The following is a 23,896-nucleotide window of genomic DNA, read 5'->3' as shown; positions in this document are numbered from 1 at the left end:
GGGCGATAATCTCACTTCGAGATGGAGAATCGTCAATCGACGTGTTCCCTGACGAAAATAAATTAACGAGTGACGTGAATCGGCAATGAAGTCAACATCTGTCCCGCCGCGGACGGGCTTAGGTGATCTTCGAATTTATAACCTGCAACAGGCTCGATTTTTGAGTAATGGTCCATGAACAGTCCGATGCCCAGGTTGGCTTCCAGCCTTGCCAGCGGAGCTCCGAGACAGAAGTGCGGGCCATTGCCAAAGGTCAGATGCTGTTTGTTGTTGGCCCGGTGGATATCCAGCGTGAACGGATTGGCGAATACGGCTTCATCCATGTTGGCAGCGCTCATCCAGGCGACGACGACGTCGCCTTTTTTGACGGGCACGCCGAGCAGCTCGTTGTCCTGTTTTACGGTCCGGTCCATCTTGGCGATATGGAAGCGGTAACGCAGCATCTCCTCGACCGTATTCGGCAGCAGTCCCCGCTGGGCCCGTACCTCGCCATAGATCTCGGGCTTATCGTACAGGAAAGCGTAGAACGTATTGGCGAGCAAGTGGCTGGTCGTTTCAATGCCGGCTCCGAGGATGAACATCGTCATGCGTACGATTTCGTCGTCGGTGAGACGTTCTCCGTCCACCTCGGCCTGAATCAGATCGGAAATGATATCGTCGGTCAGATGGGTTCTTTTGTGCATGACATGGGGCAGAAGATAGCTGTAATAGGCAGTAGCCGCATTGCGTTTGCGTTCGTTGACGTCTTCCGCGTGATCTTGCGGCAAAGGCAGGAACAGGTCATAAACCCACTGCTGGAAGAGCAAGCGGTCAGTGGATGGCACGCCGAGCAGATCGGCAATGACGATCGTTGGCAGCGCGCTGGTGAAATCTTTGACCACATCGATGGTCGGCGCATCCTGCATGTCCTTCAGCAGCCCGTCCACGATTTGGCGAATGCGCGGCTCCCACAGCTTCAGACTGCGCGGCGTAAATGCGGCAGATAGCAGGGCACGGCTCTTGCGGTGCTCCGGCGGATCGGTCATGAAATCGATTCGGCCCGCATGCTTGCCTTCATCGTTGTCGGCGCCAGCGCTGATCGTGGTGCGTTCCCTGACGCTGGAAAAGTGCTCGTAGTCGCTCAGCACCCGTTTCACGTCCGCATAGCGGAATACGTTCCAGGTTCGGGTCACTTCATGGTAACTGACCGGTTCATGCTCCAGCTTTTGCTTGTACCATTCATAAGGACTGAATTCTTCCACAGGCGAACGAAATTGCGTAATGGCTTCCAAGGAGATAATTTCATGATTCATGCACGAGTCCTCCCCATCCTTTGGATAATGAAAAGCATAAGTATTTTGTGTTAGTTTAACATATGTTATTTTAACATATCAATAAATGGAATAACACATCCCTGCGACCCATGTTGCTGGAATTTCATTCTTTTCCCGGGGATTAATCGATTGAACGAAACGGCGCTAATTGATAATCTGATACTAAACATGTACTCCAAGGCAAATCACACGACGAGAGGTACGAAACCATGTACATAGAGCTGCTAATATTGATTCAGATCGAGAAAGGTCCGCGGCACGGCTACGAAATCAAAAAACAAATCCAGCACGACATCGGTTACCTGACGGACATCAATCACAACATGCTGTATCCGACGCTGCGGCGTTTTGCGGAAGAGGGGCTGGTAACCAAACGATTGAACGAGCAGGCCGGAAGGCCTAATCAAACCATTTATGAATTGACGAAATTGGGCGAAAAAAAGATTACGGAACTGGTCAATCGCTTTTCCGAAAAGGAGGCCAAAAGCCAGGTGGAATTCCTGATCCGGGTATCCCTGTTCCACCACATTACCGCCGAGAATCGGCTGCGCATCCTTTCTCTGAGGCGGCAGCAGCTCGATACGCTTGAAGCGGATCTGCTGCAAAGGCAAGAGCAGCGCGAGCCGGACACGTTTCGCGAAGAAGTGCTTAACTTGTCCTTGGCCCAGATCACGGGCGAGAAAATGTGGATCGACCAGTTGATGGGACAGGTTAAAGGGGAATAGGTGACTGGACAACAGGTGCGCTACAGTGGTAGTACGTGCTGGGTTGCCCAATAAAAGTGATACAAGATAACGTATCTTGGGGAGCTGTGGAGAGTACAAAAAGAAGGGAGGCAAGCGGAAGGAGACGGGGAATTCAATTCTAACGAACATCAGAACGCTTATTTGGCTGAAAATAGCTGTCCAGAAATGTTAACGAACTTCAGCGTCGTTATTTTGCCGAAATTGGCCCCGAACGAGCCGATCTGGTACGAATAACGTGTCGGATGTTCGTTACATTTGGAATACACCGTCTGTCGAGCCAATAAGATGTGTCAGATTCGTAAGAGTTTAAGCGATACGGGGCAACACGCCCTGCCCTTGGTAGCGTACAGCAACTTGGGGATCAAGCGAGTCACGTAACATAGTTGTGTGGCTAACCACCATTGTCGTGAAGCGGTGTACCGTGTGCTTGCGAGAGAGTACCCGTGCACGCCTATGCTCGCAGCCATTGCACCAAATCCCTTCACGCCAAACCTTCGGCCTTAACCCGCAATGTTTTTCTCCAATCACCATACGCCGTAAAAACACCGCGCGCCAACAAAGGCACGCGGTGTTTCGTCAATTATCCATTTCAATTCAACCTATAAGTCGGGGGTCACCGTCCGTATCCCAGGGTCAAATCCCATTCTTCATACAGAGGTGCAGGCTCGCCATGCAAGCATGGAATCGGCCATAAACAGTAACCAACCCATCAAATTAATAACAATCGAACCATATCAAGGACAAATCGTTTGCTTACAGGCTTTTCAGGAATTGCACGATGGTGAGCAGCCCTTTATCGAAGTTCTCCAGGTTGAAGTGCTCGTTCGGGGCATGCAGGTTTTCGTCCGGCAAGCCGAAGCCCATCATGACGGCCGGAACGCCCAGCACGCGGGACAGCTTCTCGACGATCGGGATGGAGCCGCCGTCCTTCGTGAACAACGCGCGCACACCGTAGACTTGCTCGTAGGCGTCTGCCGCTTTTTGCAGGATCGGATTGGAAGGATCGGTATTGAATGCAAAAGCGCGTTCGATTTGCTTCACTTGAATCGTTGCGCCAGGCTGCACATGTGCGTGCAGGTGAGCTTCGATGCGGTCCAGCACATGCTGCGGGTCCTGATCGGCCACGAGACGGCACGTGATTTTGGCATGGGCTTCCTTTGGAATGACGGTTTTGGTGCCTTCCCCCTGGAAGCCGCCCCAAACGCCGTTCAGCTCCAAGGTCGGACGCGCTCCGACCCGCTCCACGAAGGAGTAGCCTTCTTCACCGTACAATTGTTCCAGTCCCAGGTCCTGGCGAAGCTGTTCTTCGTTGAAGCCTTGCTTCACGAATTCTTCTCTCATCTCGGCAGACAATGGCAGCACGCCATCGTAGAATCCGTCGACGCTCACGCGGCCTTGCTCGTCATGCAGCGAAGCGAGCAGCGATACGAGCGCATGCAGCGCATTTGGCACGCCGCCGCCGAAGCTGCCGGAATGCAGGTCCGTGTTGGCCGTGTACAGATCGACTTCGAGCGAGCACAAGCCGCGCAGGCCCGTGGAGATGGCCGGTTTTCCTTTTTCCAGCAACGACGTATCGGAGATCAGCACCATGTCTGCGCGCAGCTTCTCCGTGTTGTCGTTCAAATAAATCGGCAAATTCGGGCTGGAGATTTCCTCCTCGCCCTCGATGCAGAATTTCACGTTGACGGGCAGCTCTTTGTTTTCGGCGAGCAAGGCTTCAACCGCTTTAATATGTAAGAAAATTTGGCCTTTGTCGTCCGTTGCCCCGCGAGCGTACAGTTTGCCATCGCGCACTGTCGGTTCGAACGGAGGCGTCTCCCACAGATTCAGCGGATCGACCGGCTGCACGTCATAGTGACCGTAGATCAGGGCCGTCGGTTTGCCTGGCGCATGCAAATGGTCGGCGTACACGATCGGGTGTCCAGCGGTCTGAATGATTTCCACGTTTTCCATGCCTGCGCGCGTGAGCGCATCCGCTGCCCATTTCGCGGCGCGTTGTACATCCTCTTTATACGTGGAAATGGCAGAAATGCTCGGAATGGACAACCATTCGTTCAACTCTGCCAGGTGTTTTTCTCTATTTTTTTGAAAATAAGCTTGTTCTTTCATCGTTCAAGAGCCTCCTTCATGTCTGCTTAACTCCATTGTAATCCATTTTGCCCGCGTAATAAAACATCGGTTAAAAAATGTTCGTTTTTGCACCATTTCTTTCGGCTATGGAATGAGCTTATAATACAGGAAAGGGTTTACAATCCATCAAGGTTGATGGGAAAATAAGAAACTACGAAGATACAGGAATACGATTGCGCATGGATCGCATCATACCCTTCCGTCCCTCGGTTCCATGAACGAAAAAAGCAAGGCGGAAAGCCGGAGGGCAGATCATGTTACAAGGGAGATGAGGAACTTCCATGACATGGAGTACATATGCAGACAGGCAGGTGGGGCTCGATGGAACCGATTAGAAGAGCAGGCATGTCCGCCGGACGCTGGCTGCGCACGAACCGTTGGGGATCAGGGCGGCAGCGGGGCCGCTTTTACCGGAACAGCTTGATGTTGATTTTGCTCATTGCCAGCATTCCGGGACTGATTACCGGCGGCGTCATGTATCGGATGGTCGTAGGACAGATGGAGAGTGAATTCAACCGCATGCATCAGAGCCAGATCGAGAACCGGGCCCGCAACGTGGACGACCAATTGGCTTATCTGGAAATGAACCTGTCCCATTGGGCGTTCGAACCTCGGTTCGGGAGTGCTCTGCGCACGTTGGATTTCGTCTATTATTTCAAGGAAACGCAGGAGATCGTGACGACGCTTTACGTCCTTCAGGGTTCCCATCCGCTGATCCAATCCGTGCAGATGTATTTGAGGGAACCGCAGCCGATTTTGTTTAACCACGAATACAACGAATTGAAAAATGAAGCAGAGATCCGGGCGTACGACCGCTACCTCTCGATGGGCAACCATGTTTACTGGACCGACTGGACGGCCGGCCAATCCGGCTCCGAATCCGAATCCAAGCCTTCCGGCAGCAGCCTGCTGAATATGGGGAAAGGGGAAGGGCTGGTGCTGGTGCACAAAATACCGGGGGAGAGCGTCAATCCCTTTGGCGCCTTGATCATCACGGTGGATAACGATAAAATCGCCAGTTTGCTGAAAACGCTTACTCCATATGACGAAGGTTTCACGTTCCTGATGGATGGGGAAGGAAACACGCTGGTCACCGGAAACCCGGGAGCAAGCGAACAGGAGAAGGATTTTGAGCTTCGGCTTAAGGAAGCGTTGGCCGAGCATGCAGACAATCCGTCCTTTCTGTATAAATATGGGGATGAGACCTACTCGGTTTCCTATGGATCACTGAGCCGGATCGATTCGGATTGGACGTACGTATCGGCCGCGCCGTTATCGTCCGTGACGTCTCCGGTCAAGCTGGTATCCAAAATCATCGTGATCGCCAGCGCAGGCAGCTTGCTGCTGGGGCTGCTTCTGTCGTGGTTCGCCTCCCATCGAATCTATTCTCCGGTCGCCAGGATGCTTCATTTGTTGTCGCCGAACAGAAACGAAACGCTTCCCGGCATGGGACTGGACGAATTCGAGCTGCTGGAACAGCAGTGGCATGAACTGACTTCGCAGAGTTTGTCTGCTCACCGCCAACTGCAGGAACAGCTTCCGCATTTGCGCGACAGCTTTGTGCTGCAGTTGGTACAGGGTCACTTGCTTGCCTACAACGAGCAGGATCTGAGACAACGGATGCGTAATCTGGGCTTTGATGTCGAAGCGCATCGCTATTTGCTGATGCAAATGTACTTCACCGGGTACTCCCGGCTGGAGGGCCGGTTCGAAACGAAGGATACCGGACTCGTTACCTTTGCGGCAGTCAATATTATCGAAGAGGTCGCGAGGGAACATTTTACCCAGGTCAGCGTCATGAATTTCCATGATCTGTCGGCAGCGATGCTGGTGGTCACGCCAAACGTGCTGGACGCCAAACAACAAGCCATGGCCTGGGCGCAGGAATTTATAGACGTCATGAACCGCACGCTTAAAATGAACGTGACGCTGATGATCGGCCGGGCGGCAGCAGAGCTCAAGGAGCTGCCGGGCATTTATGTGGAAATGGAGCAAGCCGTCGCTTACCGAAGCGTGGAGGAAGGGAACCAGGTGCTCGATTTGGAGGACGAGCAATGTTTCCGGCGCCGCATGGACGAGGCAACATATCCTCTTGGTCTGGAGCGGGAGATCATCCAGGCGATTCGCATGGGCAAGCAGGACGAGGCGCAGCAAGGGCTTGAACGCTTCATGGCCGAGATTATGCACAGCGGAAGCACCGAATTCCGCCTGCAGCAGATGATGCTGCAGCTTCTCGGAAGCATACAGCATACGATGCTGCAGACCGGGGTAACGCCTTACAGGCTGTTCGAAGGCATCAATATGTATGAGCGTTTATCGGCGATTCGCGAACCGGAACAGATGGCGCAGTGGATGATTCGCGAGGTGATCCGGCCGTATGCAGTGGAAATCGAACAGCGCGCCCAAGAACCGCTGAAGCAGGTCGTTGAGCGTACAATGCGTTATATCGAGGAGAACTATCGCAGCGAACTTTCGCTCGAAAGCTGTGCGGATGCGGAGCAAATGACCGCTTATGCGTTAAGCAAAGCATTCAAACAGGTATCAGGCATGAACTTTATCGATTACCTGACCCGTGTCCGCATGGATGCCGCCAAGAAACTGCTCCGCGAGACCACGATGAAAATTAACGATATCGCAGGCGAGGTGGGGTACCAGCATAGTTATTTCAATCGCATTTTCAAAAAACAGGAAGGCATCACGCCGAGTCAATATCGCGATCAATGGGGGGGCAAATAATCACCGGAATCCGGCTTCACGGATTCCGGTTTTGTTTATCCGCAAAGCTTAGAACTGCTCTCAAAGCAAAGATGTAGCAAGTTGCAAAAATGTGCAATGCATTAAGTCCAAAAAGGTGCAAGCCGCTTTGGAAATGGCGCTATAGCGGGCTTGGTGCGGCCCTGCGGTCCCTTTGCAAAAAATGAAGGTTGCCGGAAAAATACCGGATGTATACTGTGGTTAACAGGCGTGTTGGTAACGCTTTCAATTGAGAGAGGGGAGAGAGCTATGAGCGGGAAGAATGGGAATGCCGCCGCCGCGATCCAGACCGAAGGCTCCGGACTGCAGACGAAACAGGAGGCGAACTGGAAAAGGCAGATCAGACGCAATAAATGGTTATACGTGCTTGTGCTTCCCGGATTTTTGTACTTCGTCATCTTTAAATATTTGCCCATGTGGGGGATCGTCATTGCTTTTCAGGATTACCAGCCGTTTCTGGGCATTCGCAATTCGGAGTGGGTAGGCTTCGAGAATTTCACGACCTTCTTCTCCAATCCGGATTTTTTCCGGCTGCTCCGCAATACGTTGATCCTTGCCATCTATGATCTGATCTTCTTTTTCCCGGCACCGATCATCATCGCTTTATTGTTGAATGAAATCCGAATGGCCTTTTTCAAAAGAACGATTCAAACGCTGGTCTACGTGCCCCACTTTGTGTCGATGGTCATCATCGCCAGCATCACATATGTATTTCTGACGCCTCAAGGCGGCATTCTGTATGAACTGATCGCCTGGATCACGGGCAAACCGATTGATGTGCTTTCCAGTCCGGACGCCTTCCGTCCGCTCATCATCATTCAGATGATGTGGAAGGAGATGGGGTGGGGCACGATCATCTTCCTCGCGGCACTGGCCGGCGTGGATACTGAACAATATGAAGCTTCTATTGTGGACGGTGCAGGCAGGCTGCGACGCATGTGGCATGTGACGCTTCCGGCGATCCGCACGACCATCGTCATTTTGCTCATCTTGAGGCTGGGCAACTTTCTGGACACCGGGTTCGAGCAAATCTACCTGATGACCAATTCGCTCAATCGCGATGTGGCGGATGTCTTCGATACTTACGTGTATACCGTCGGGATCACGCAAGGAGCATTCAGTTACAGTACCGCGGTAGGCCTGTTCAAATCGGTCGTCGGCATCATTCTGGTGCTCGGCAGCAACAAGCTTGCCAAAAAATTCGGCCATCCGGGCATTTACTAGCACTAGCCATCACGGTATTGTCCCGGTCCCCGTATTTGTCATGCAGGCTCGGTCTGCACGCAATGTAACCCATTCTTCAAAAGGAGGCACCGCCCATGAACAGCCGTTTGTTCAACAGCCCTGCGGGCAGGGTGTTCGACGTATTCAACTACATCCTGCTCGGCATACTGGGCATCCTGACCGTCCTGCCGTTCCTGTACATTATCGGTAATTCGTTTGCCACCGAGGCTGAAATTACCGAACGAAGCTTTTTCCTGGTCCCCAAGGTGTTCTCGCTTAGCGCGTATGAATACATTTTTTCTTCATCCACCATCTTCCGCAGCATCGGCGTCTCCATCTTCATTACCGTTGCGGGCACGCTGGTGAACCTGTTTTTCACGATGACGATGGCTTATCCGCTGTCGCGCAGCGATTTCTGGGGACGCAATTTGATCATGAACATGGTCATTTTCTCCATGCTGTTCGGGGGCGGCATGATTCCGACCTACCTTGTCATTCGTGGACTTGGACTGCTCGATTCCTACTGGGCCCTGATGCTTCCTGGCGCGATCAGCGCTTTCAACCTGATTGTGGTCAAAAACTTTTTTCAGCAAATGCCGCCCGGGCTGGAGGAAGCGGCCCGGATCGACGGCTGTTCCGATCTTGGGGTATTGTGGCGGATCATCCTGCCTCTATCCAAACCGGTCATTGCCACGTTTGCGCTGTTTTACGCGGTAGGACACTGGAACAACTTTTTCTCGGCATTGCTGTACATTTCGGACAGCAGCAAATGGCCCTTGCAGGTCATGCTGAGACAGATTGTGCTGCTATCGCAGGCCAGCGTGGGCGATATGGCCAACATGGACCCCAATTTCGTCAAACCACCGGAGCAGTCGGTGAAAATGGCGGTCATCGTCGTCGGCACCATTCCGATTTTGCTGGTGTATCCGTTTTTGCAGAAGCATTTTGCCAAAGGTGTCATGTTAGGTTCAATCAAAGGTTAAAGCCAAGGGGGAGAACGTATGGGACAAAAAACGGGTTTGAAAAAGGTGGCGCTTGTAATTTGCGCATCCATGTTATTGGGAACGATTCTGGCGGCGTGCTCGACCGATAAACCGGCCGAAGGCGGGGGAAGCGCTGAGGGCAAGGAGCAGCTGACCATTATGCTGCCGAACTTCGAAGCGGAAAATCCGCCGGAGAACAGCCCTGTCGTGCAAAAGTTAGAGGAGCTGACGGGCGTGGATGTCAATCTGCAGTGGGTGCCGAGCAGTTCGTATGACGACAAATTCAACATTACGCTTGCATCGGGCAAGCTGCCGGACATTATGGTCGTGCTGGGCAAAACGCCGAGTTTCATCAATGCGGCACGGACAGGGGCATTCTGGGAGCTTGGCCCTTACCTGAAGGATTATCCGAACCTGAGCCAAATGAACGAGATCATCACGAACAACGCCTCCATCGACGGCAAAACGTACGGCATTTACCGGGCTCGCCCGCTCGGCCGCAACGGGGTGACCATCCGCAAGGATTGGCTGGAGAATCTCGGACTGAAGGAACCAAAGACGATCGACGAGTTCTACAATGTGCTCAAAGCGTTCACGCATGACGACCCGGACGGCAACGGAAAGGACGATACGTACGGTCTGGTTGCCAGCAAGTTCACCGGTCCGTGGGACAACATGCAGATCTGGTTCGGCGCACCGAACAAATGGGGCGAGGACGAGAGCGGCAAGCTCGTTCCGGCTCACGAAACGCAGGAATACATGGACGCATTGAACTTTTTCCGCAAAATATACAGCGAAGGTTTGGTCAACAAGGACTTTGCCGTCATGGATGCGACCAAGCTGTCCGATCCGTTCGTGAACGGGCAAGCCGGAGTGATGGTCGACGTGGCCGACAATGCCCAGCGCATGGATCAGAAAATATTGGAGAAGGACCCGGCGGCGACCGGACGCGTCGACGTGCTGCAGGCGATGGAGGGGCCGAAGGGGCTTCGCGATATGCCGACGTCGGGATACAACGGCCTCATTGCCGTGTCGAAGAGCAGCGTCAAAACCGAAGAAGATTTGAAAAAAGTACTCACGTTCCTGGATAAATTGAACGACCAGGAGCTGCAGGCGCTATTGTCCAACGGCTTGGAAGGCCAGCAGTACGAGAAAAAAGGAGATTATATCGTTCCGACGACCGATAAGCTCAAGCTGCGCGATCTGCAGGGCTTGAACCAAATTCTGATGTTCGTGCCGGAGGACCGGGCTTTCCGCATCGAGCCGACGCCAGTGCGCGAGAAAGTCATTGAAGTACAGAAAGCCAACGAAGAGATCGTCGTTCCCAATCCGGGCGAACCGTTGATCTCCGATGTGTACGCTCAGAAGGGACCTCAGCTCGACAATATCATTAACGATGCACGCATCAAATACATCGTCGGCCAAATCGACGAGAAGGGCTTCCAGGATGCGGTTGCCTTGTGGAAAAGCAGCGGCGGAGACGAGTACGTGAAGGAAGTCAACGAGCTGTATGCTGCACTGAAGTAGAAATGACATGACGGAGCCCGGCGGCCTTGCGTTCCCTAACGAGGGCAGCCGGGCCGTTTCCCTAGGACGAATCGGACAGTATTGTTGAAAAAACAGGCCAATGAACGCTGATTTCACGTTTCCATCGTTGGGAATTGATGTATAATCAAAGAAAAACAAACGCATTCAAACTTAAACGCACTGAAAAGGCAAGCGGAGATCATTCATGAACATGCGGGGAGGAAGGCGAACATGTGGAACTCGGAGACGTTTCTGAATCCCGAGGCGCAGTACCGGATACACCCTTTCTGGTTTTGGAACGGGGACATGGAGGAAGGGCAAATCCGCAGGCAGATCGCCGAAATGCACAGGCAGGGTGTCGGCGGATTTTTTATCTGCCCGCGTCAGGGCCTGCAGGTTCCTTATCTGTCGGCAGCCTGGTTCGACAAGGTCCGCATCGCGGTTGAGGCTGCAGCGGAGTGCGGCATGCAGGTGTGGCTGTATGACGAGTATCCTTATCCCAGCGGCATGGCCGGAGGGGAAGTGACGCTTGATTATCCCGAGGCGAAGCAGCGCCAACTCGTTCACCATCAGATTGCCGTCCAAGGCGGAGATCATGTGGACAAGGAACTGTCATGGGGACGGATACTGTATGCCCGGGCGATTCCCAAAAATGACGAGGGGCAGAGGGTATGGAAGGATGCCCTTGACGTGCGCGGATTCATCGGCAACATTCAGACCGAGCAAGTGTACCAGGAGACCGGCCTGACGTCCTACAACCGCAAACGGTTTTTTACATATCAGACGGCCTTTCGGCTGCTGTGGGATGCTCCGCCGGGAGAGTGGGACGTCATCGTGTTTCAGGAACGGGAGATCGACGATTTCAAGTACTACGGCACGTTTGTCGACCCCTGTCACCGGGAGGCGATGTCCCGATTTATCGAACTGACGCATGACCGTTACCGTGAAGCGGTGGGAGAGCACTTTGAAAGCGTCATCAAGGGCATGTTTACCGACGAAATCGCGCCGCTTGGTGCCATCCCATGGTCGCCGCAGCTCCCCCGACATTTTGCCGAACGCTGCGGTTACAGTCTTACAGAGGCGTTGCCAGCGCTGTTATACGCCGATGTGCCGGGAGCCGAGCGCATTCGCTACGACTATTACCAAACGCTGCATTTGCTGCTGCGGTCCTCGTATCATGAGCAAGTGCACGACTGGTGCGAAAAGGCAGGCATTCAATATGCGGCAGAAGTGCCCGGCGTACGCATGACGACCCAATTGTTCAGCCATATGCCGGGAGGCGATTCCGCACACGAGAAAATCGGGCGTTCCCTTTCCTGGATTCTGGAGCGTTACGGCCGAAGGCTGCGCGAGAATCCGAAAATGGTCAGCTCGCTCGCAAGACAGCTCGGACGGGATCGCAACCTGATTGAATGTTTTCACAGCGTCGGCTGGTCAATGACGCTGCAGGACGCCAAATGGATGATCGACCGCATGGCGGCGATGGGCACGAATTTCTATAACTTCCACGCCTTTTTCTATACGATCGGAGGTTTGGCGAAGCACGACGCTCCGCCGTCGCAGTTCCTGCAGAACCCGTATTGGCGGCATTTTCGCCAGTTGGCGGATTATGCGGGACGTCTCGGTTATCTGATGAGCACAGGCACGGCCCAGATCCGCATCGCCCTGCTTGATCCGACAACCACGTTTTGGAGCCTGATGGGCAATCCGCTGCATGGTTTTGAATACGGCGGTCAGGACGAGCACGAACGCGCCAAGCTGGAACGGCTTACGAACGATTGGATGCGCATCGGCGTTCATCTGCTGGAGAATCGGCGGGATTATGACCATCTGGATCCGGAACTGCTGGCTGAAGCAGATGTCGAGAGCGGCGTCATCCGGATTGGGGTCGCACGTTATGAGGTACTGATCCTGCCGCCGATGCTGAATTTGGAGGCAGCCGCCTGGGAACAGGTGAAGCGGTTCGTGGAGCAAGGCGGAACGGCCGTTTCGGTCGGCTTGCCGCCGCATGTTCCGATTCAGCCCGGCAGCCCGGCAGGTGATGAGGCAGGCCGTTTCTTCGGCGCAACGGAGCTGGCCCAGGAAGAGTATTGGGGCTTGCACGGCGAAGCAGATGCCTACGACACGGAAGCCATGTGGCATCAGGGACAGGGCGATGGAAAAAGTGACGGGGGCGGCGGCAGCAAAGGTAGTTCCTACTTTCTTCCCGCAGGGACCGGAAGCGGAGACGATGCTTCCCTGGAGCTGATCTCCCTGCTGCTTGACCAGGTGCTGCCCGAGGCGGTCAGCTGGAACATGGAGGACGAAAGCTCCTCCCTGCTGATGCAGACGAGGGAGCTATCCGAAGGCGAGTATATGGTGTTTCTGACCAACCAGGAGGGACAGCGGCTGAAAGGGCAGCTGCATATCGTGCCCGAAAGGCTTTGGCAGGATGCAAAGTCGGTGCCTGAATCGTTGCTGGTTGCCGAACGGCTTGATCTGGAGACAGGTGCCTTGGAAGCGTTGTTTTGTTCCAGACATGGCGCGGAATGGTGCATTTCGCTTGAACTCGCCCCTTATGGTGCCCATGCCATTAAATTGTCGTTGGTGCAAGCGGATACGTCCGAATCCTTGGTGAAAACCGGTGCAGGTAACGAGAAACAGAGAAAAGAGCCGACGCGGATCACGCTGTCTGCGGAAGGGCCTTGGAGCGTGCAGGCCATGCAGTCCAACGTGCTGCGGATTGGACATTTCCGGTTGACAGCATCGGATGCGCAAGGCGAGTTCATCACCGGGGAGCAGGTTGAGGTCAAGCCGTTTATCGATCAGGCCGCCGGATTGTCCGAGCGCCACCGTTTGCCGCTTCGGTTCTCGCAGGTGTTCGGTACCCCGAAAAAAGCAAGCCTGTCCTATCCGGTAGAGTGCCGCTATCAAACTTCATTCGAATGGGACGTATCATCGTCCGAGTGCACGTTGTTTATGGACCGGGCTGCAGTGACGGGCCAGTGGGTCATGGAACTCAATGGACAGGAGATACGTCCCGACCAATTCCGCAAGGTTGAAATTACGGATCACGATAATGTAGCCTGCGATATTTCAACGCTGATCCGGCATGGCCTGAACGAATTGACCGTGACCGTACAGGTAACCAAGGATGAGCATGGCATCGTCGATCCGATTTATTTGCAAGGGCGTTTCGGGGTGGAGTATGGGGTCAGGCCCATTCCATCTTTGGTGCGGGAACCGGATACGGCAGATCGCATAACGCCAGAGCCGCAAGCATTATATCCTCACTATGCCGGGGAAATGAGTTATAGAAAAAGCGTCGAACTGGACCTCGGCGACTTGAAAGAATCCTCATTCGAACTGGAATTTAGCGATTGGAACGTACAGGATGCCGCCGAAGTGAAAGTGAACGGGCACAGTCTTGGCGTGAGATGCTGGTCCCCTTATCAATGGACGGGCGCAGCCGAATGGCTTCGACCAGGGGAGAACGTAATTGAAGTTTGCGTTACGAATACGCTGATCGGCCTGCTTGAAGGCACATATTTTGATCTCGTCAGCCACAGCTTGCGTGAGACGGCGAGGTCTCCACGAGCCGGCGAGTAACACAAAGATGTTTCATCGGCATGGGAGATGTACGCTGCAAATGGGAAGATGGCTGCCGCAAAAGTTTTGGTGGAATTCAATTCTGGGGAGGGCTATTCAATGGTACATCGCATTCAGTTCGATCGCTTTCCGGGCGGCGTGATGAAAGCCGTGACGCTTAGCTATGACGATGGCGTGATTCACGACCGCAGGCTGGTTGACATCTTGAACCGGCATGGGCTGCGGGGCACGTTTAACCTGAACTCGGGCTTGCTCGGCAAAGAAGGGAAAGTCGCCAAGGAAGAAGTGGCAGAGCTATATGCCGGACACGAGGTTGCCGTGCATACGGTGACGCATCCTACGCTGACGTATGTTCCCGATGAAGTGTTGGTCGAAGAAATTACGGAGGATCGCAAGGCGCTTGAACAGCTCGTCGGTTATCCGATCAGAGGCATGGCGTACCCCAACGGAGGTTATGATCGGGCGCTTAGCACGAAATTGGAGTGGCTCGGCATCGATTATGCCCGCACGGTTCGATCGCATGGGCAGTACACCTTGCCTGAGAGACCGCTGGAATGGCATCCGACTTGCCACCACAGCCACGATCTGGCCGCGCAGACGGATCGTTTCATCCGGCATACCAAGACAGGAACGCCGCTGCTGCTGTATGTGTGGGGACATAGTTACGAATTCAACGACAACGACGATTGGGAAATCATCGAAACCTTTGCGGAAACCATCGGCGGACGGGACGACATGTGGTATGCCACCAATCGGGAGGTGCTTGCTTACTGGAAAGCCGTCAAACGTCTCGAATGCTCGGCAGACCGCACGATCGTGCATAATCCGTCAGCCATGTCCGTTTGGTTTACGCTGGACCAGCAAGTGGTCGAAGTGAAGGCAGGGGAGACGCGCAAGTTCGCGGAACAAATCCTGGTCGGGGAAGGGAGCTGACGATCATTCGTTATTTTCATGAAACTGAAGCGATAGCAGGCAAGGTGCATGATTCGATTCCGGACATTTTGACGACGGTGGCCCAGCGTTACATTGGCGATCATCCCAAGCATTCCTTTTTATTCAGGGCCTATCATCGCGGAGGATTCCGCCGTTTGGGCGATTACCGTTACGATCTGAATTTGGCCGACAAGTGGGCAGATGCGAAGGTTGGGCAGTACGTGTACGTATGGGGCAAGCTGTGGAGCCAGCAGGAAACAACGCTGAATACGGGGCTTAACTGCTACAGCCCGGTCACGGTGTACGTGAATGGCGAGGAAATTTTAAGATCAGAGCTGCTGCAGGAGCTGTTTCCCGAGAGAAGGACGTCCATTCCGATCGGGGTCAATGCTGGATGGAACGACGTATTGCTTTGTTTTGTGAAAACGAAGGTCGGTTTCGGCGGCATTTACGGAACGGGTTCGTTCAAAAACTTTCCGCTGCACTTCCTCACGCCAGGGCTTGATCGTGCCGGACAAGAGGGCTGGCTTTACTCCGAGCCGCTGGATGAACCTCTCTCCTCGCTTCCCCGCGACGGCATGAGCGAGGAAGATACCGGTTTGACATGGTATCCTCGCCGTGAATGGAGTGCAGAGGAGCTGAATTCGGGTTCATTTGCCCGGATTTTCGGGATGGACCAGCCGGGAGTGGCTTATGCCTGGACGAAGCTGGACGTCACAGAGCCTGGAACGTCGCCCGTGGTGCTGGAAGGTCAGCATATCGGTGCATTGACGTTGTATGTTGATGGCAGGCAAGCATACGTCTCATCGGAGAGCGGCACATATCGGGTGGAGCTGGATCGTCGTTATGGCCCGGCAGATCTCGTCGCCAGAGGCGAATGGAAGCAGGGCGAGAACGACTGGGGATTTACTTTGGAAGAGCCGCAGGGTGGCGGCTGGAGGTTAAGGCCGCCACATCCGGTCTGCGGATGTTCCGACCCATGGCTGTACACGGGAACTTTTGCTGCAGGGAGCGAGCCGGGACCGGATGAAATCACAGTGACTGACACCGTATTTAACGATGGCGGCAAAGGCGTATACTGGCAGGTGGACCTGCCAGATACCAGCGTGCGGCCGTACTTGGAGAACACGCATTACGGCAAATGGAACTACCCGCTCGGCGTAACGCTGCTTGGGCTGCTGCGCACCGGGCAGGAGCTCGGTCGGAGCGATTACGTGCAGTACGTGCGCGACCATATCGGGCTCAGCACCTCGTTTGACCGCTACGCCCTTTGGGACAGGGCCAATTACGGGGCAGCCGGGATCAACAATCAGCTGTCCGCGATCGACAGCCTCGACGATTGCGGCTCGTTCGGTTCTACGCTGCTTGCGGCGATGGAGCTGGGCGAAATACGGGGAGGGCTCGATACGGCTCACCGGATTGCGCGTTATATGACGGACGACCAGGAACGTCTGGAAGACGGAGCCTTTTACCGGGTCCGCGGCAGCGGAGAGATGCGCCAGGAAACGATGTGGTGCGACGATCTGTACATGAGCACGCCGTTTCTGATGCGTTACGGACGGTGGGTGGATGATTCGTCGTATTGGGACGATGCGGTCAACCAATTTTTCATGTTCCGCAAGTACCTGTACATCCCGGAGCTGAAGATCATGTCCCACGTCTACGATTTCGTGCGCGGCAGCGCCACGGGCATTCCTTGGGGACGCGGGAATGGCTGGGTATTGTTCTCGTTGACGGAACTGTTGTCCATTCTGCCAGAAGAGCACCCTAAACGTGCGGACTTGCTCGATTTCTATCGCGATCTATGCGAAGGTTATCTTGCACTTCAAGGCAGCAGCGGGCTTTGGCATCAGGTGCTGAACCGTCCGGATTCCTATGAGGAAACCTCCTGCACGTCCATGTTCATTTATGCCTTCGCCCGCGGCATTCGCGAGGGCTGGCTGAAGCAGCCGCAGCCTTACTTGGAGGCCGTACGTAAAGGATGGGAAGGCATGACCCGTCTGTCCATCGACGCAAAAGGCAACGTTTACGGTGTATGCCGCGGCTCGGGTTATTCGTTTACCGCTTTATACTACCGTGATGATCTGGGATGGATCCTGAACGATACCCACGGCATCGGCATCGTGCTGCTGGCCGGGGTAGAGGCCTATAAAATGAACCAGGAGCTTGCAGGCCATGTATCGTCCGAGGAATCGGGCACGGTGTTGCAACGGTAGGGGTTAACGGCCGACAACCCATGCAACCCATGAACTAGACCGTTAAGATTCATAGGCAACCGAAAGCGATGCTACTACGCATAGAAAGAGCCAACCCAACGCAAAAAGTAAAGGAGCAAAACCCAGCGGAATAGAATATCCGGTTGGGATTTGCTCCTTTTTTTCTTAAGTTTAAACCAGCGGTGCCGGGATTAACGAATCGTGATCACCTTATTTTGGGAGTATGAACGCAAGATGGATGCTTACGAACATCAGCGGTCTTATGGAAGGCCAATTTGGTGAAAAAGGCTGATTTTACGTACAATAGCGTGTCTGTGGTTCGTTAGCCACCCAAACCTGCGATAAAGTGCCGAATAAGACTTCCTGGGTTCGTTAGAATGATTTGACTCAAAACAGCTCCAGCTGCTCAGGGCCTTCTTCTTCCTCCGGCTCTGTCCGGTCGGGGAACGGCTTAACAGGCTGATCCAGCAGCTCCATCATCATTTGGGCATTGGCTGCGGCATCGCCGCCGGAGTTGTTGTTGAAAATGACGAACACGTCCTTGCTCTGCTGCTGAAGCTCCTCCAGATAAACTTTCCACTCGCTGAGCTCTTCCTTGCTGTAGCGGTACAAATACCGCGTTTCGCGCCAATTCGGTGCGCCGTTCTGATGCCAGCCGGAAACGTTGCGCCCGTGCATGCGCACCAGCGTCATCTCCGGATCAGTTGCCCTTGCAACGATGGGGATGGAGCCTTGCCCGGCTTGCGGCTCGTCGCACACGCTATGGATCCAGCCTTGCTCTTGCAGGAAAGCGAGCGTCCGCTCACGCATGTCTCCCTCGTACCAGCTGCGATGCCGGAATTCGATGGCGCACGGAATGCCTTCCATGCGCAGCTTGACCTCGCGCAGTTCCCGGACGCTGTCTTTGTTGCAGTCGAACCATGGCGGATATTGGAACAGCGCTGCCTGCATTTTTCCCGCTTCCATCACGGGTTCGAGCGAATCGCGAAATGCTTTGTACATTTCCCCGGTGCTGTTGAAATAGGGCTTGCCGCGCAAATGGCCGGTCATGCCCTGATAGGCCTTGACGATAAAAGAAAATCCGTCCGGCGTTTCGGACGCCCAGCGCGCCATGCGGTCCCTGGGCTGAACGGCATAAAAGGTGCTATCCACTTCGACGGTGGAAAAGTAATGCCCGTACAGGGAAAGCTTGTCCTTGGCTTTGGTACGAAGCGGATAGAGGTCATCTTGATCTCCCCAGCCCGTTAGTCCGATTCGAATCATGAGTTTCCACCTCCTGCGGCATGATATGTATGTTATCTTTTACCCGTTTGAAGGCATGCGATCATGTTTACCATTATATTGTTGCCTATATAGGTGTTCAACACGAAGATACGGAATGCTTTGAGTTTGGGTGGTGAAGGAGATACAATGACTAGAGCATTGGAGAAACGCTCCTGGCCTGTACCACATACAGCACATGCAATGTAAGCACACTCAAACAGACACAAGCTATTGACCATGTTGGAGGGCGAACTGCAATGACGGAATGGTATGAAGAGAGCTTTGGAGAGGATTACCTGCTTGTCTATAAACACCGGGATGTGCAAGGTGCGAAGCATGAAGTGCATGACATGATTAACTGGCTGCGGCTCAAACCGGGATCCAAAGTGCTTGATCTTTGCTGCGGGATGGGGCGGCATTCGCTTGCGCTTGCTGAGGCCGGATTCCGTGTCACGGGAATCGACCTGTCGGAAGTGCTGCTTCGTGAAGCGCGCAGGATGGATCCCGGGCAGCGTGTACGGTGGGCTCAGGCGGACATGCGCAATCTGCCGCAGGAAAACGATTATGATGCAGTGGTTAATCTGTTTACTTCATTCGGCTATTTCCGTGAAGATGCGGAACAGCTCAAGGTATTGCGCCAAATCCGGCGGGTGCTGAAGCCGGGGGGCCGTTATATCATCGATTTTCTGAACCCGGCCTATGTAAAGCGGCATCTTGTTGCCCGATCCGAACGCGAGGATGAAGGACAACGGATTCAAGAAGAGCGCAATATTCGGGACGGGTACGTACATAAACACATTCGGATTACCGATGTTGAAACAGGGGGAGATCCCCGAAACTATGAAGAACGAGTCAAACTGTATACACGCGATGAAATGCTAGATCTCCTCGCCCAAGCGGGGCTTGAGGTGGACCAGGTCCATGGCGGTTACGATGAAGAAATCTATGATGCCACGTCGTCGCCGCGCATGATTTTTGTGGGCCATCGGCCAGAGGAGTAAGCCGGGAGGAGAAACCAATGAAACGATCAGAAACGATACCTTTGCCGGAAGGCATGCATCGAATACAGATCAGCATGTCTTATCCGTTACGCTGGGTGAACAGCTATGTTCTGCTCGAGGCGGATGGAGGAGCGACCATTATCGATCCGGGACCGCGCACGTCCGAAACGGAGCAAGAGTGGGCTGAAGCATTGGAAGGGCTGGGCATTTCCTTTGCGGACATTCGTCAGGTTGTGCTGACGCATCATCATCCTGATCACTTGGGTCTATCCGGATGGATGCAGGCAAAGTCGGGTGCGCCTGTACGCATGTCCAAGCGATCTTATCAGGAGGCGCAAACGATGTGGGGGGAGGACGCAGCGATAGATGAGGTGCTCCCTGCCTATTTCGGAAGTCATGGCATGCCTGCGGACAAAGTGGAGCAGCTTGGATTGCATATGAAAAGTTTTCACACCCAGGTTGCCCCGCTGCCTGAAGTAACGTATGTTGCCGATGGGGAATGGCTGGACATGGGGAATAAACGCTGGACGGCTGTTGAGACGGGGGGACATGCCCCCGGGCATTTGTCTTTTTACGCGCCGGAAACCAAAGAGCTGTTATGCGGGGATGCGGTGCTTCCGCAAATTTCGCCGAACGTCAGCCTGCAGCCAGGGAGTGATCCCGAACCACTCGCCACGTATATCGCCGGCCTGCACCGTCTCGGGACCCTGGATGTGGCTGTTGCCTATCCTGGCCATCGAAATCCGTTTGCCGCTTTTGCCGAACGAGTCTCCTATTTGCTGACGCATCATGAAGAACGGCTGAAAAAGATGGCAGAACGGATTCGTGAAGGGGATGCGCACGCATATGACCTTTGCATCTGGATGTTTAGCGATCGTCTTGGCACGCAGCAGCTTCGATTTGCCATGGGGGAAACGCTGGCCCACCTGCAGGAGCTTGCAAGTCGGGGCATCGTCAAGCAGGAGCAGCGTTCCGAAGGGGAATTCGTTTTTGTCGCCAATGGAACCGCCTGAAGCAGCCTGCACTAAACGTTTCAGCAAAGGTTGAAGCGGTTGTCCGGGTTCGAAGGCCCGCAAGCGGAATTATGCCCGCTTGCGGGCTTTTTTAGGTTCATAGCCGTCTTTTGCGCAAGCTTTAGCCTGCCTTAACGGTTCATTCATGTTGTTTTAAGCCAATGGGCATAACATGGGACCATAAACTTTGATGAATAAGGCAGGGGAACACGATGACCAAAACCAGGCAAGATCCATGGATAAAATGGAAAATATCGGCGATTGCCACATTGGCTGTCGCTGGGCTCTTTCAATATGTAAGATCGTCCGATGCCTTTGATGCCGCCTATGCGGCAGCGAATGGCTCGGATGCCACGGATGTTTCTTCCAGCGCTGGCCAGAATCGGGACGATGTGATGGACGAATGGCACGACGATTTTAGAGCGGGGCAACGAAGCGGGATGCAAGACGGGCGCAATGCGGTTCCCGAACGTTCGTATACGGACGGTTCCGATGCGGATCGCTCTTCCTCGCAAGGCAGTCAGGGTACGGGTACGGGCTCCGGTTATGACAGTGGCAGCTACCAGTCACGCACAGGTGCCTCATGAGCCGTACGGAGCACGGCGTACGTCCTGTCCGTTTCCGTTTCCGTGCGATGAATACGGATGTGGAGGTGCAGCTGGCAACCGGATTGGAAGAAGCGATGCAGGCCGAAGCGCTGATCAGAAACTGGTTCGAGACGCAGGAACGGCGCTTTAGCCGGTTTTTGCCGGATAGCGAATTGAGCCGCCTGAATCGCTCAACAGGCTGGATGCCGGTATCCGCTGCCATGGATGAAGTGCTGAGCCTGGCTTACGGATACATGGGCCAGACGGAAGGCATGTTTCAACCCGGCATTCTGCCAGCCTTGCGCGAACAAGGGTATGAGGCAAGCTTTGGGCAAGAAATGAATGGATTTGCACCGCAGCCGTCGATGACGGATCAGAGTCGGATTACTGAGATAATGCGAACCCATGAGCGGTCCGTGCATTCGACGACAGAGCCGTACGATTACAGCCGTCCCCGCTGGATACAGCGCGAGGGCAGCCGCATGGTGCACATTGACCATGGAACTCAGCTGGACCTGGGCGGCATCGTCAAGGGCTGGACCGTAGAACGCATTGCCGAGTGGCTGCGGCGGACGCTGCGCATACCGGCAGGCATGATCAATGCAGGCGGCGATATGCAGACATGGGGGACGTCAGATCATCCGGCGTGGACGATTTATGTGACCGATCCTTTTCTCGAGAAGCGGAATTTGACCGGAAGCATCCAATTGCGGTGCGGCGCTGTGGCGACCTCCGGTATTTGGCGCAGGCGCTGGAGGCTGGCGGATGGAAGCATCGGCCATCACCTCATTGACCCGCGCACGATGGCATCGGCAGAGACGGATGTGCTCCAATGCACCGTTCTTGGCAAACACGCTTCGCAGTGCGAAATCATCGCCAAGACCGTCTGCATTTTGGGAAGCGAGGACGCTTTGCGCTGGCTGAACCGGCATCATGATCCCCATGATGTCCTGTGGATTACCAAGGAAGGAAACATAATATTCAGGGGAGATACGGAGCTGCTGGAGGAACGCTGGCCCGGCATCGATCCCGATCACCGTTTTCATTTGCTGTAAAGAAAAGATGATTAGATATGGGGGAGCCGATATGGCACAATGGATCGTGAATTACCTGCCGACGTGGGGCATTATTCGAATAACGGGCATCGCCGCTTATCTGATGCTCTTTGCAAGCGTGTTTCTGGGAATTGCCCAGGGAATGCCGGCAGCCAAAGGAAAGCCGAAAGCGCTAATGTACAAATGGCATACCAAAACAACCTGGCTGGCCTTCGGAATCGGCCTGGTTCATGCATTAACGCTGTATATCGATTATTACAGCCCGTTCAGCTGGGGAGAATTGCTGATCCCGTTCACGGCTTCGGGGCATCCGGTTGGCAGCGGACTGGGCACGCTGGCTTTTTACGGCCTGATCGTCGTACTTTTATCCAGTGATCTGCGGAACAAGCTGGGCCGCAAGTGGTGGTTCATGATCCATTTGTTATCGTACCCCGTGTTCATCGGCTTGTTGTTCCATGGATTAATGACCGGCACGGATTCGGATCACGTGATCGTTCGCTTGATGTATGTGTTTACCGGGCTCTGCATCATCGGCATGACGGTGCTGCGCGCAATGATGCGGGAACGCAAAGGCCCTCAGATCACCATCGGATCAAACCATACACCGCCAAGGCCATCGGCCGACGGCATGCCTTTGCGAGAGTTGACGGGACGGAACGGCTGAAGGAGCATGCGGGGGGGGAGTTTAACCCGGCGGAAACGCAAAAATACGGAAGCGAAAAAAGCGGCCCAAGGCCGCTTTTTTCAGTTTACCCCATCGTGTGGAAATGACAAGGTTGAAGGGAGATGGATCAGATGCCGTCATCCCTGACGGGTTGCTGCCCCATCGCTTCTTCGCGTTCAGACTGTTTGCGATGGGCGATTCGGCTGCTGGCCGCTGCCGCAACGGCACCAACGATGTCATCCAGGAAGGTGTTGACAGGTCCGAGGCTTTTATCGTTAAGACGATCAAGTATGCCGGGTTTCAGCTTGTCCACATAACCATAGTTAGTGAAGCCGATGCTGCCGTATACGTTCACGATGGAAAACGCAAGAATCTCGTCCACGCCGTACAAACTTTCGTCGTTCTCGATCATTTCCTGCAGCGGACTGATCAGTTTGCCTTCCTCTGCGAGCAAGTCCAACTGAATGCCGGTCAGCACCGCGTTCTGGACCTCGCGTTTGCGAAGCACCATTTCCACGTTTTCGATGCATTCCTCCATGGTTAGACCCGGATAATATCTCTTTTGCAAAAGCATGACAAGTTCGGCGATCTCGGGGATCGTGACGCCGCGCTTATGAAGCCATTCCCTCGTAGCCTCAGCCACTTTGCGGCTGTTCAGGCTGTAGGGGATTTTTTCGTGTTCGGGATGTGTCATGGGCGATGCCTCCTCTGAGATTAGCAATGTCCTTACCCTAGTCTCCTAATACGTCATCCGGCGGATTTGGTTTCCTTGTCTGTTTCGCCCAAGTACCGTCATTACCATGTAGAGTTTGTTCAGAGCAGGGCTTGTTTGAAAAAGTAGTTATTTTTTGAACAGAGGCTCGTATACATGGTAGTACAAACTGTAAAAATGATGAGGG

17 protein-coding genes are annotated in these 23,896 nt (G+C 54.1%); 13 read left to right on the top strand and 4 right to left on the bottom strand.

What is annotated here, in order from left to right:
* Positions 1 to 62: 62 nt before the first annotated feature.
* Positions 63 to 1,292, bottom strand: coding sequence for a cytochrome P450 (locus L6H98_RS08965; RefSeq protein WP_236414472.1), 1,230 nt, complete (start codon positions 1,290 to 1,292; stop codon positions 63 to 65).
* Positions 1,293 to 1,522: 230 nt separating this feature from the next.
* On the opposite strand from L6H98_RS08965, the gene L6H98_RS08960 reads away from it, so the two are divergent.
* Complete coding sequence (locus L6H98_RS08960; RefSeq protein WP_236414471.1) at positions 1,523 to 2,038, top strand: PadR family transcriptional regulator; 516 nt, start codon at positions 1,523 to 1,525, stop codon at positions 2,036 to 2,038.
* Positions 2,039 to 2,812: 774 nt separating this feature from the next.
* Here the strand turns inward: L6H98_RS08960 and L6H98_RS08955 are convergent.
* Positions 2,813 to 4,168 carry a dipeptidase gene (locus tag L6H98_RS08955; RefSeq protein ID WP_236414470.1) on the bottom strand — a complete coding sequence of 452 codons (1,356 nt, stop codon included), beginning with the start codon at positions 4,166 to 4,168 and terminating at the stop codon, positions 2,813 to 2,815.
* Between the two features lie 342 nt (positions 4,169 to 4,510).
* On the opposite strand from L6H98_RS08955, the gene L6H98_RS08950 reads away from it, so the two are divergent.
* From L6H98_RS08950 to L6H98_RS08920, 7 genes are all read left to right on the top strand, one after another.
* Positions 4,511 to 6,925, top strand: a complete 2,415-nt coding sequence (locus L6H98_RS08950; RefSeq protein WP_236414469.1) for an AraC family transcriptional regulator — start codon at positions 4,511 to 4,513, stop codon at positions 6,923 to 6,925.
* A gap of 267 nt (positions 6,926 to 7,192) precedes the next feature.
* Positions 7,193 to 8,167, top strand: coding sequence for a sugar ABC transporter permease (locus L6H98_RS08945; RefSeq protein ID WP_236414468.1), 975 nt, complete (start codon positions 7,193 to 7,195; stop codon positions 8,165 to 8,167).
* A gap of 95 nt (positions 8,168 to 8,262) precedes the next feature.
* On the top strand, positions 8,263 to 9,150 hold the full coding sequence (locus tag L6H98_RS08940; protein WP_236414467.1) for a carbohydrate ABC transporter permease: 888 nt from the start codon (positions 8,263 to 8,265) through the stop codon (positions 9,148 to 9,150).
* 18 nt (positions 9,151 to 9,168) lie between these two features.
* Complete coding sequence (locus L6H98_RS08935) at positions 9,169 to 10,677, top strand: extracellular solute-binding protein (RefSeq protein ID WP_236414466.1); 1,509 nt, start codon at positions 9,169 to 9,171, stop codon at positions 10,675 to 10,677.
* A gap of 231 nt (positions 10,678 to 10,908) precedes the next feature.
* A complete protein-coding gene (locus L6H98_RS08930) occupies positions 10,909 to 14,265 on the top strand; it encodes a glycosyl hydrolase (protein WP_236414465.1) in 3,357 nt (1,118 codons plus the stop codon).
* A 99-nt stretch (positions 14,266 to 14,364) separates the two neighbouring features.
* Positions 14,365 to 15,198, top strand: a complete 834-nt coding sequence (locus L6H98_RS08925; RefSeq protein ID WP_236414463.1) for a polysaccharide deacetylase family protein — start codon at positions 14,365 to 14,367, stop codon at positions 15,196 to 15,198.
* Between the two features lie 44 nt (positions 15,199 to 15,242).
* A complete protein-coding gene (locus tag L6H98_RS08920) occupies positions 15,243 to 17,414 on the top strand; it encodes a glycoside hydrolase family 88 protein (protein ID WP_236414462.1) in 2,172 nt (723 codons plus the stop codon).
* A 387-nt stretch (positions 17,415 to 17,801) separates the two neighbouring features.
* On the opposite strand, the gene L6H98_RS08915 is transcribed toward L6H98_RS08920, so the two are convergent.
* Positions 17,802 to 18,677: a DUF72 domain-containing protein gene (locus L6H98_RS08915; protein WP_236414461.1), complete on the bottom strand. Its 876-nt coding sequence runs from the start codon at positions 18,675 to 18,677 to the stop codon at positions 17,802 to 17,804.
* Positions 18,678 to 18,934: 257 nt separating this feature from the next.
* Here L6H98_RS08915 and L6H98_RS08910 point away from each other — a divergent pair, with 257 nt between their 5' ends.
* The 5 genes from L6H98_RS08910 to L6H98_RS08890 all read left to right on the top strand — a co-directional run bounded on the left by L6H98_RS08910 (position 18,935) and on the right by L6H98_RS08890 (position 22,997).
* Positions 18,935 to 19,678 carry a class I SAM-dependent methyltransferase gene (locus tag L6H98_RS08910; RefSeq protein ID WP_236414460.1) on the top strand — a complete coding sequence of 248 codons (744 nt, stop codon included), beginning with the start codon at positions 18,935 to 18,937 and terminating at the stop codon, positions 19,676 to 19,678.
* A 17-nt stretch (positions 19,679 to 19,695) separates the two neighbouring features.
* Positions 19,696 to 20,691 (top strand): MBL fold metallo-hydrolase, encoded by a 996-nt coding sequence (locus L6H98_RS08905; RefSeq protein WP_236414459.1) that lies wholly within the window; start codon positions 19,696 to 19,698, stop codon positions 20,689 to 20,691.
* Positions 20,692 to 20,903: 212 nt separating this feature from the next.
* Complete coding sequence (locus tag L6H98_RS08900) at positions 20,904 to 21,278, top strand: hypothetical protein (protein ID WP_236414458.1); 375 nt, start codon at positions 20,904 to 20,906, stop codon at positions 21,276 to 21,278.
* Positions 21,275 to 22,333 (top strand): FAD:protein FMN transferase, encoded by a 1,059-nt coding sequence (locus L6H98_RS08895; protein ID WP_236414457.1) that lies wholly within the window; start codon positions 21,275 to 21,277, stop codon positions 22,331 to 22,333. The genes L6H98_RS08900 and L6H98_RS08895 overlap by 4 nt, the downstream gene beginning before the upstream one ends.
* A 31-nt stretch (positions 22,334 to 22,364) precedes the next feature.
* Positions 22,365 to 22,997 carry a ferric reductase-like transmembrane domain-containing protein gene (locus L6H98_RS08890; RefSeq protein ID WP_236414456.1) on the top strand — a complete coding sequence of 211 codons (633 nt, stop codon included), beginning with the start codon at positions 22,365 to 22,367 and terminating at the stop codon, positions 22,995 to 22,997.
* 127 nt (positions 22,998 to 23,124) lie between these two features.
* On the opposite strand, the gene L6H98_RS08885 is transcribed toward L6H98_RS08890, so the two are convergent.
* The gene (locus L6H98_RS08885; protein ID WP_236414455.1) at positions 23,125 to 23,691 is read right to left on the bottom strand and encodes a phosphatidylglycerophosphatase A; all 567 of its coding nucleotides are present in this window, start codon (positions 23,689 to 23,691) and stop codon (positions 23,125 to 23,127) included.
* Positions 23,692 to 23,896: the final 205 nt, after the last annotated feature.

Source organism: Paenibacillus sp. JJ-223 (genome assembly GCF_927798175.1).
GTDB classification, from domain to species: domain Bacteria; phylum Bacillota; class Bacilli; order Paenibacillales; family Paenibacillaceae; genus Paenibacillus; species Paenibacillus hubeiensis.
The sequence above is the reverse complement of the archived record's forward strand: the minus strand, read 5'-3'. Positions and strand labels throughout refer to the sequence as shown.

Bases quoted from the DNA above. Each gene is read 5' to 3' on its own strand.
- L6H98_RS08895 (WP_236414457.1), top strand. From the start codon at position 21,275: ATGAGCCGTACGGAGCACGGCGTACGTCCTGTCCGTTTCCGTTTCCGT.
- L6H98_RS08885 (WP_236414455.1), bottom strand. From the start codon at position 23,691: ATGACACATCCCGAACACGAAAAAATCCCCTACAGCCTGAACAGCCGC.
- L6H98_RS08910 (WP_236414460.1), top strand. From the start codon at position 18,935: ATGACGGAATGGTATGAAGAGAGCTTTGGAGAGGATTACCTGCTTGTC.
- L6H98_RS08925 (WP_236414463.1), top strand. From the start codon at position 14,365: ATGGTACATCGCATTCAGTTCGATCGCTTTCCGGGCGGCGTGATGAAA.
- L6H98_RS08950 (WP_236414469.1), top strand. From the start codon at position 4,511: ATGGAACCGATTAGAAGAGCAGGCATGTCCGCCGGACGCTGGCTGCGC.
- L6H98_RS08900 (WP_236414458.1), top strand. From the start codon at position 20,904: ATGACCAAAACCAGGCAAGATCCATGGATAAAATGGAAAATATCGGCG.
- L6H98_RS08955 (WP_236414470.1), bottom strand. From the start codon at position 4,168: ATGAAAGAACAAGCTTATTTTCAAAAAAATAGAGAAAAACACCTGGCA.
- L6H98_RS08890 (WP_236414456.1), top strand. From the start codon at position 22,365: ATGGCACAATGGATCGTGAATTACCTGCCGACGTGGGGCATTATTCGA.
- L6H98_RS08935 (WP_236414466.1), top strand. From the start codon at position 9,169: ATGGGACAAAAAACGGGTTTGAAAAAGGTGGCGCTTGTAATTTGCGCA.
- L6H98_RS08945 (WP_236414468.1), top strand. From the start codon at position 7,193: ATGAGCGGGAAGAATGGGAATGCCGCCGCCGCGATCCAGACCGAAGGC.
- L6H98_RS08905 (WP_236414459.1), top strand. From the start codon at position 19,696: ATGAAACGATCAGAAACGATACCTTTGCCGGAAGGCATGCATCGAATA.
- L6H98_RS08960 (WP_236414471.1), top strand. From the start codon at position 1,523: ATGTACATAGAGCTGCTAATATTGATTCAGATCGAGAAAGGTCCGCGG.
- L6H98_RS08940 (WP_236414467.1), top strand. From the start codon at position 8,263: ATGAACAGCCGTTTGTTCAACAGCCCTGCGGGCAGGGTGTTCGACGTA.
- L6H98_RS08915 (WP_236414461.1), bottom strand. From the start codon at position 18,677: ATGATTCGAATCGGACTAACGGGCTGGGGAGATCAAGATGACCTCTAT.
- L6H98_RS08930 (WP_236414465.1), top strand. From the start codon at position 10,909: ATGTGGAACTCGGAGACGTTTCTGAATCCCGAGGCGCAGTACCGGATA.
- L6H98_RS08965 (WP_236414472.1), bottom strand. From the start codon at position 1,292: ATGAATCATGAAATTATCTCCTTGGAAGCCATTACGCAATTTCGTTCG.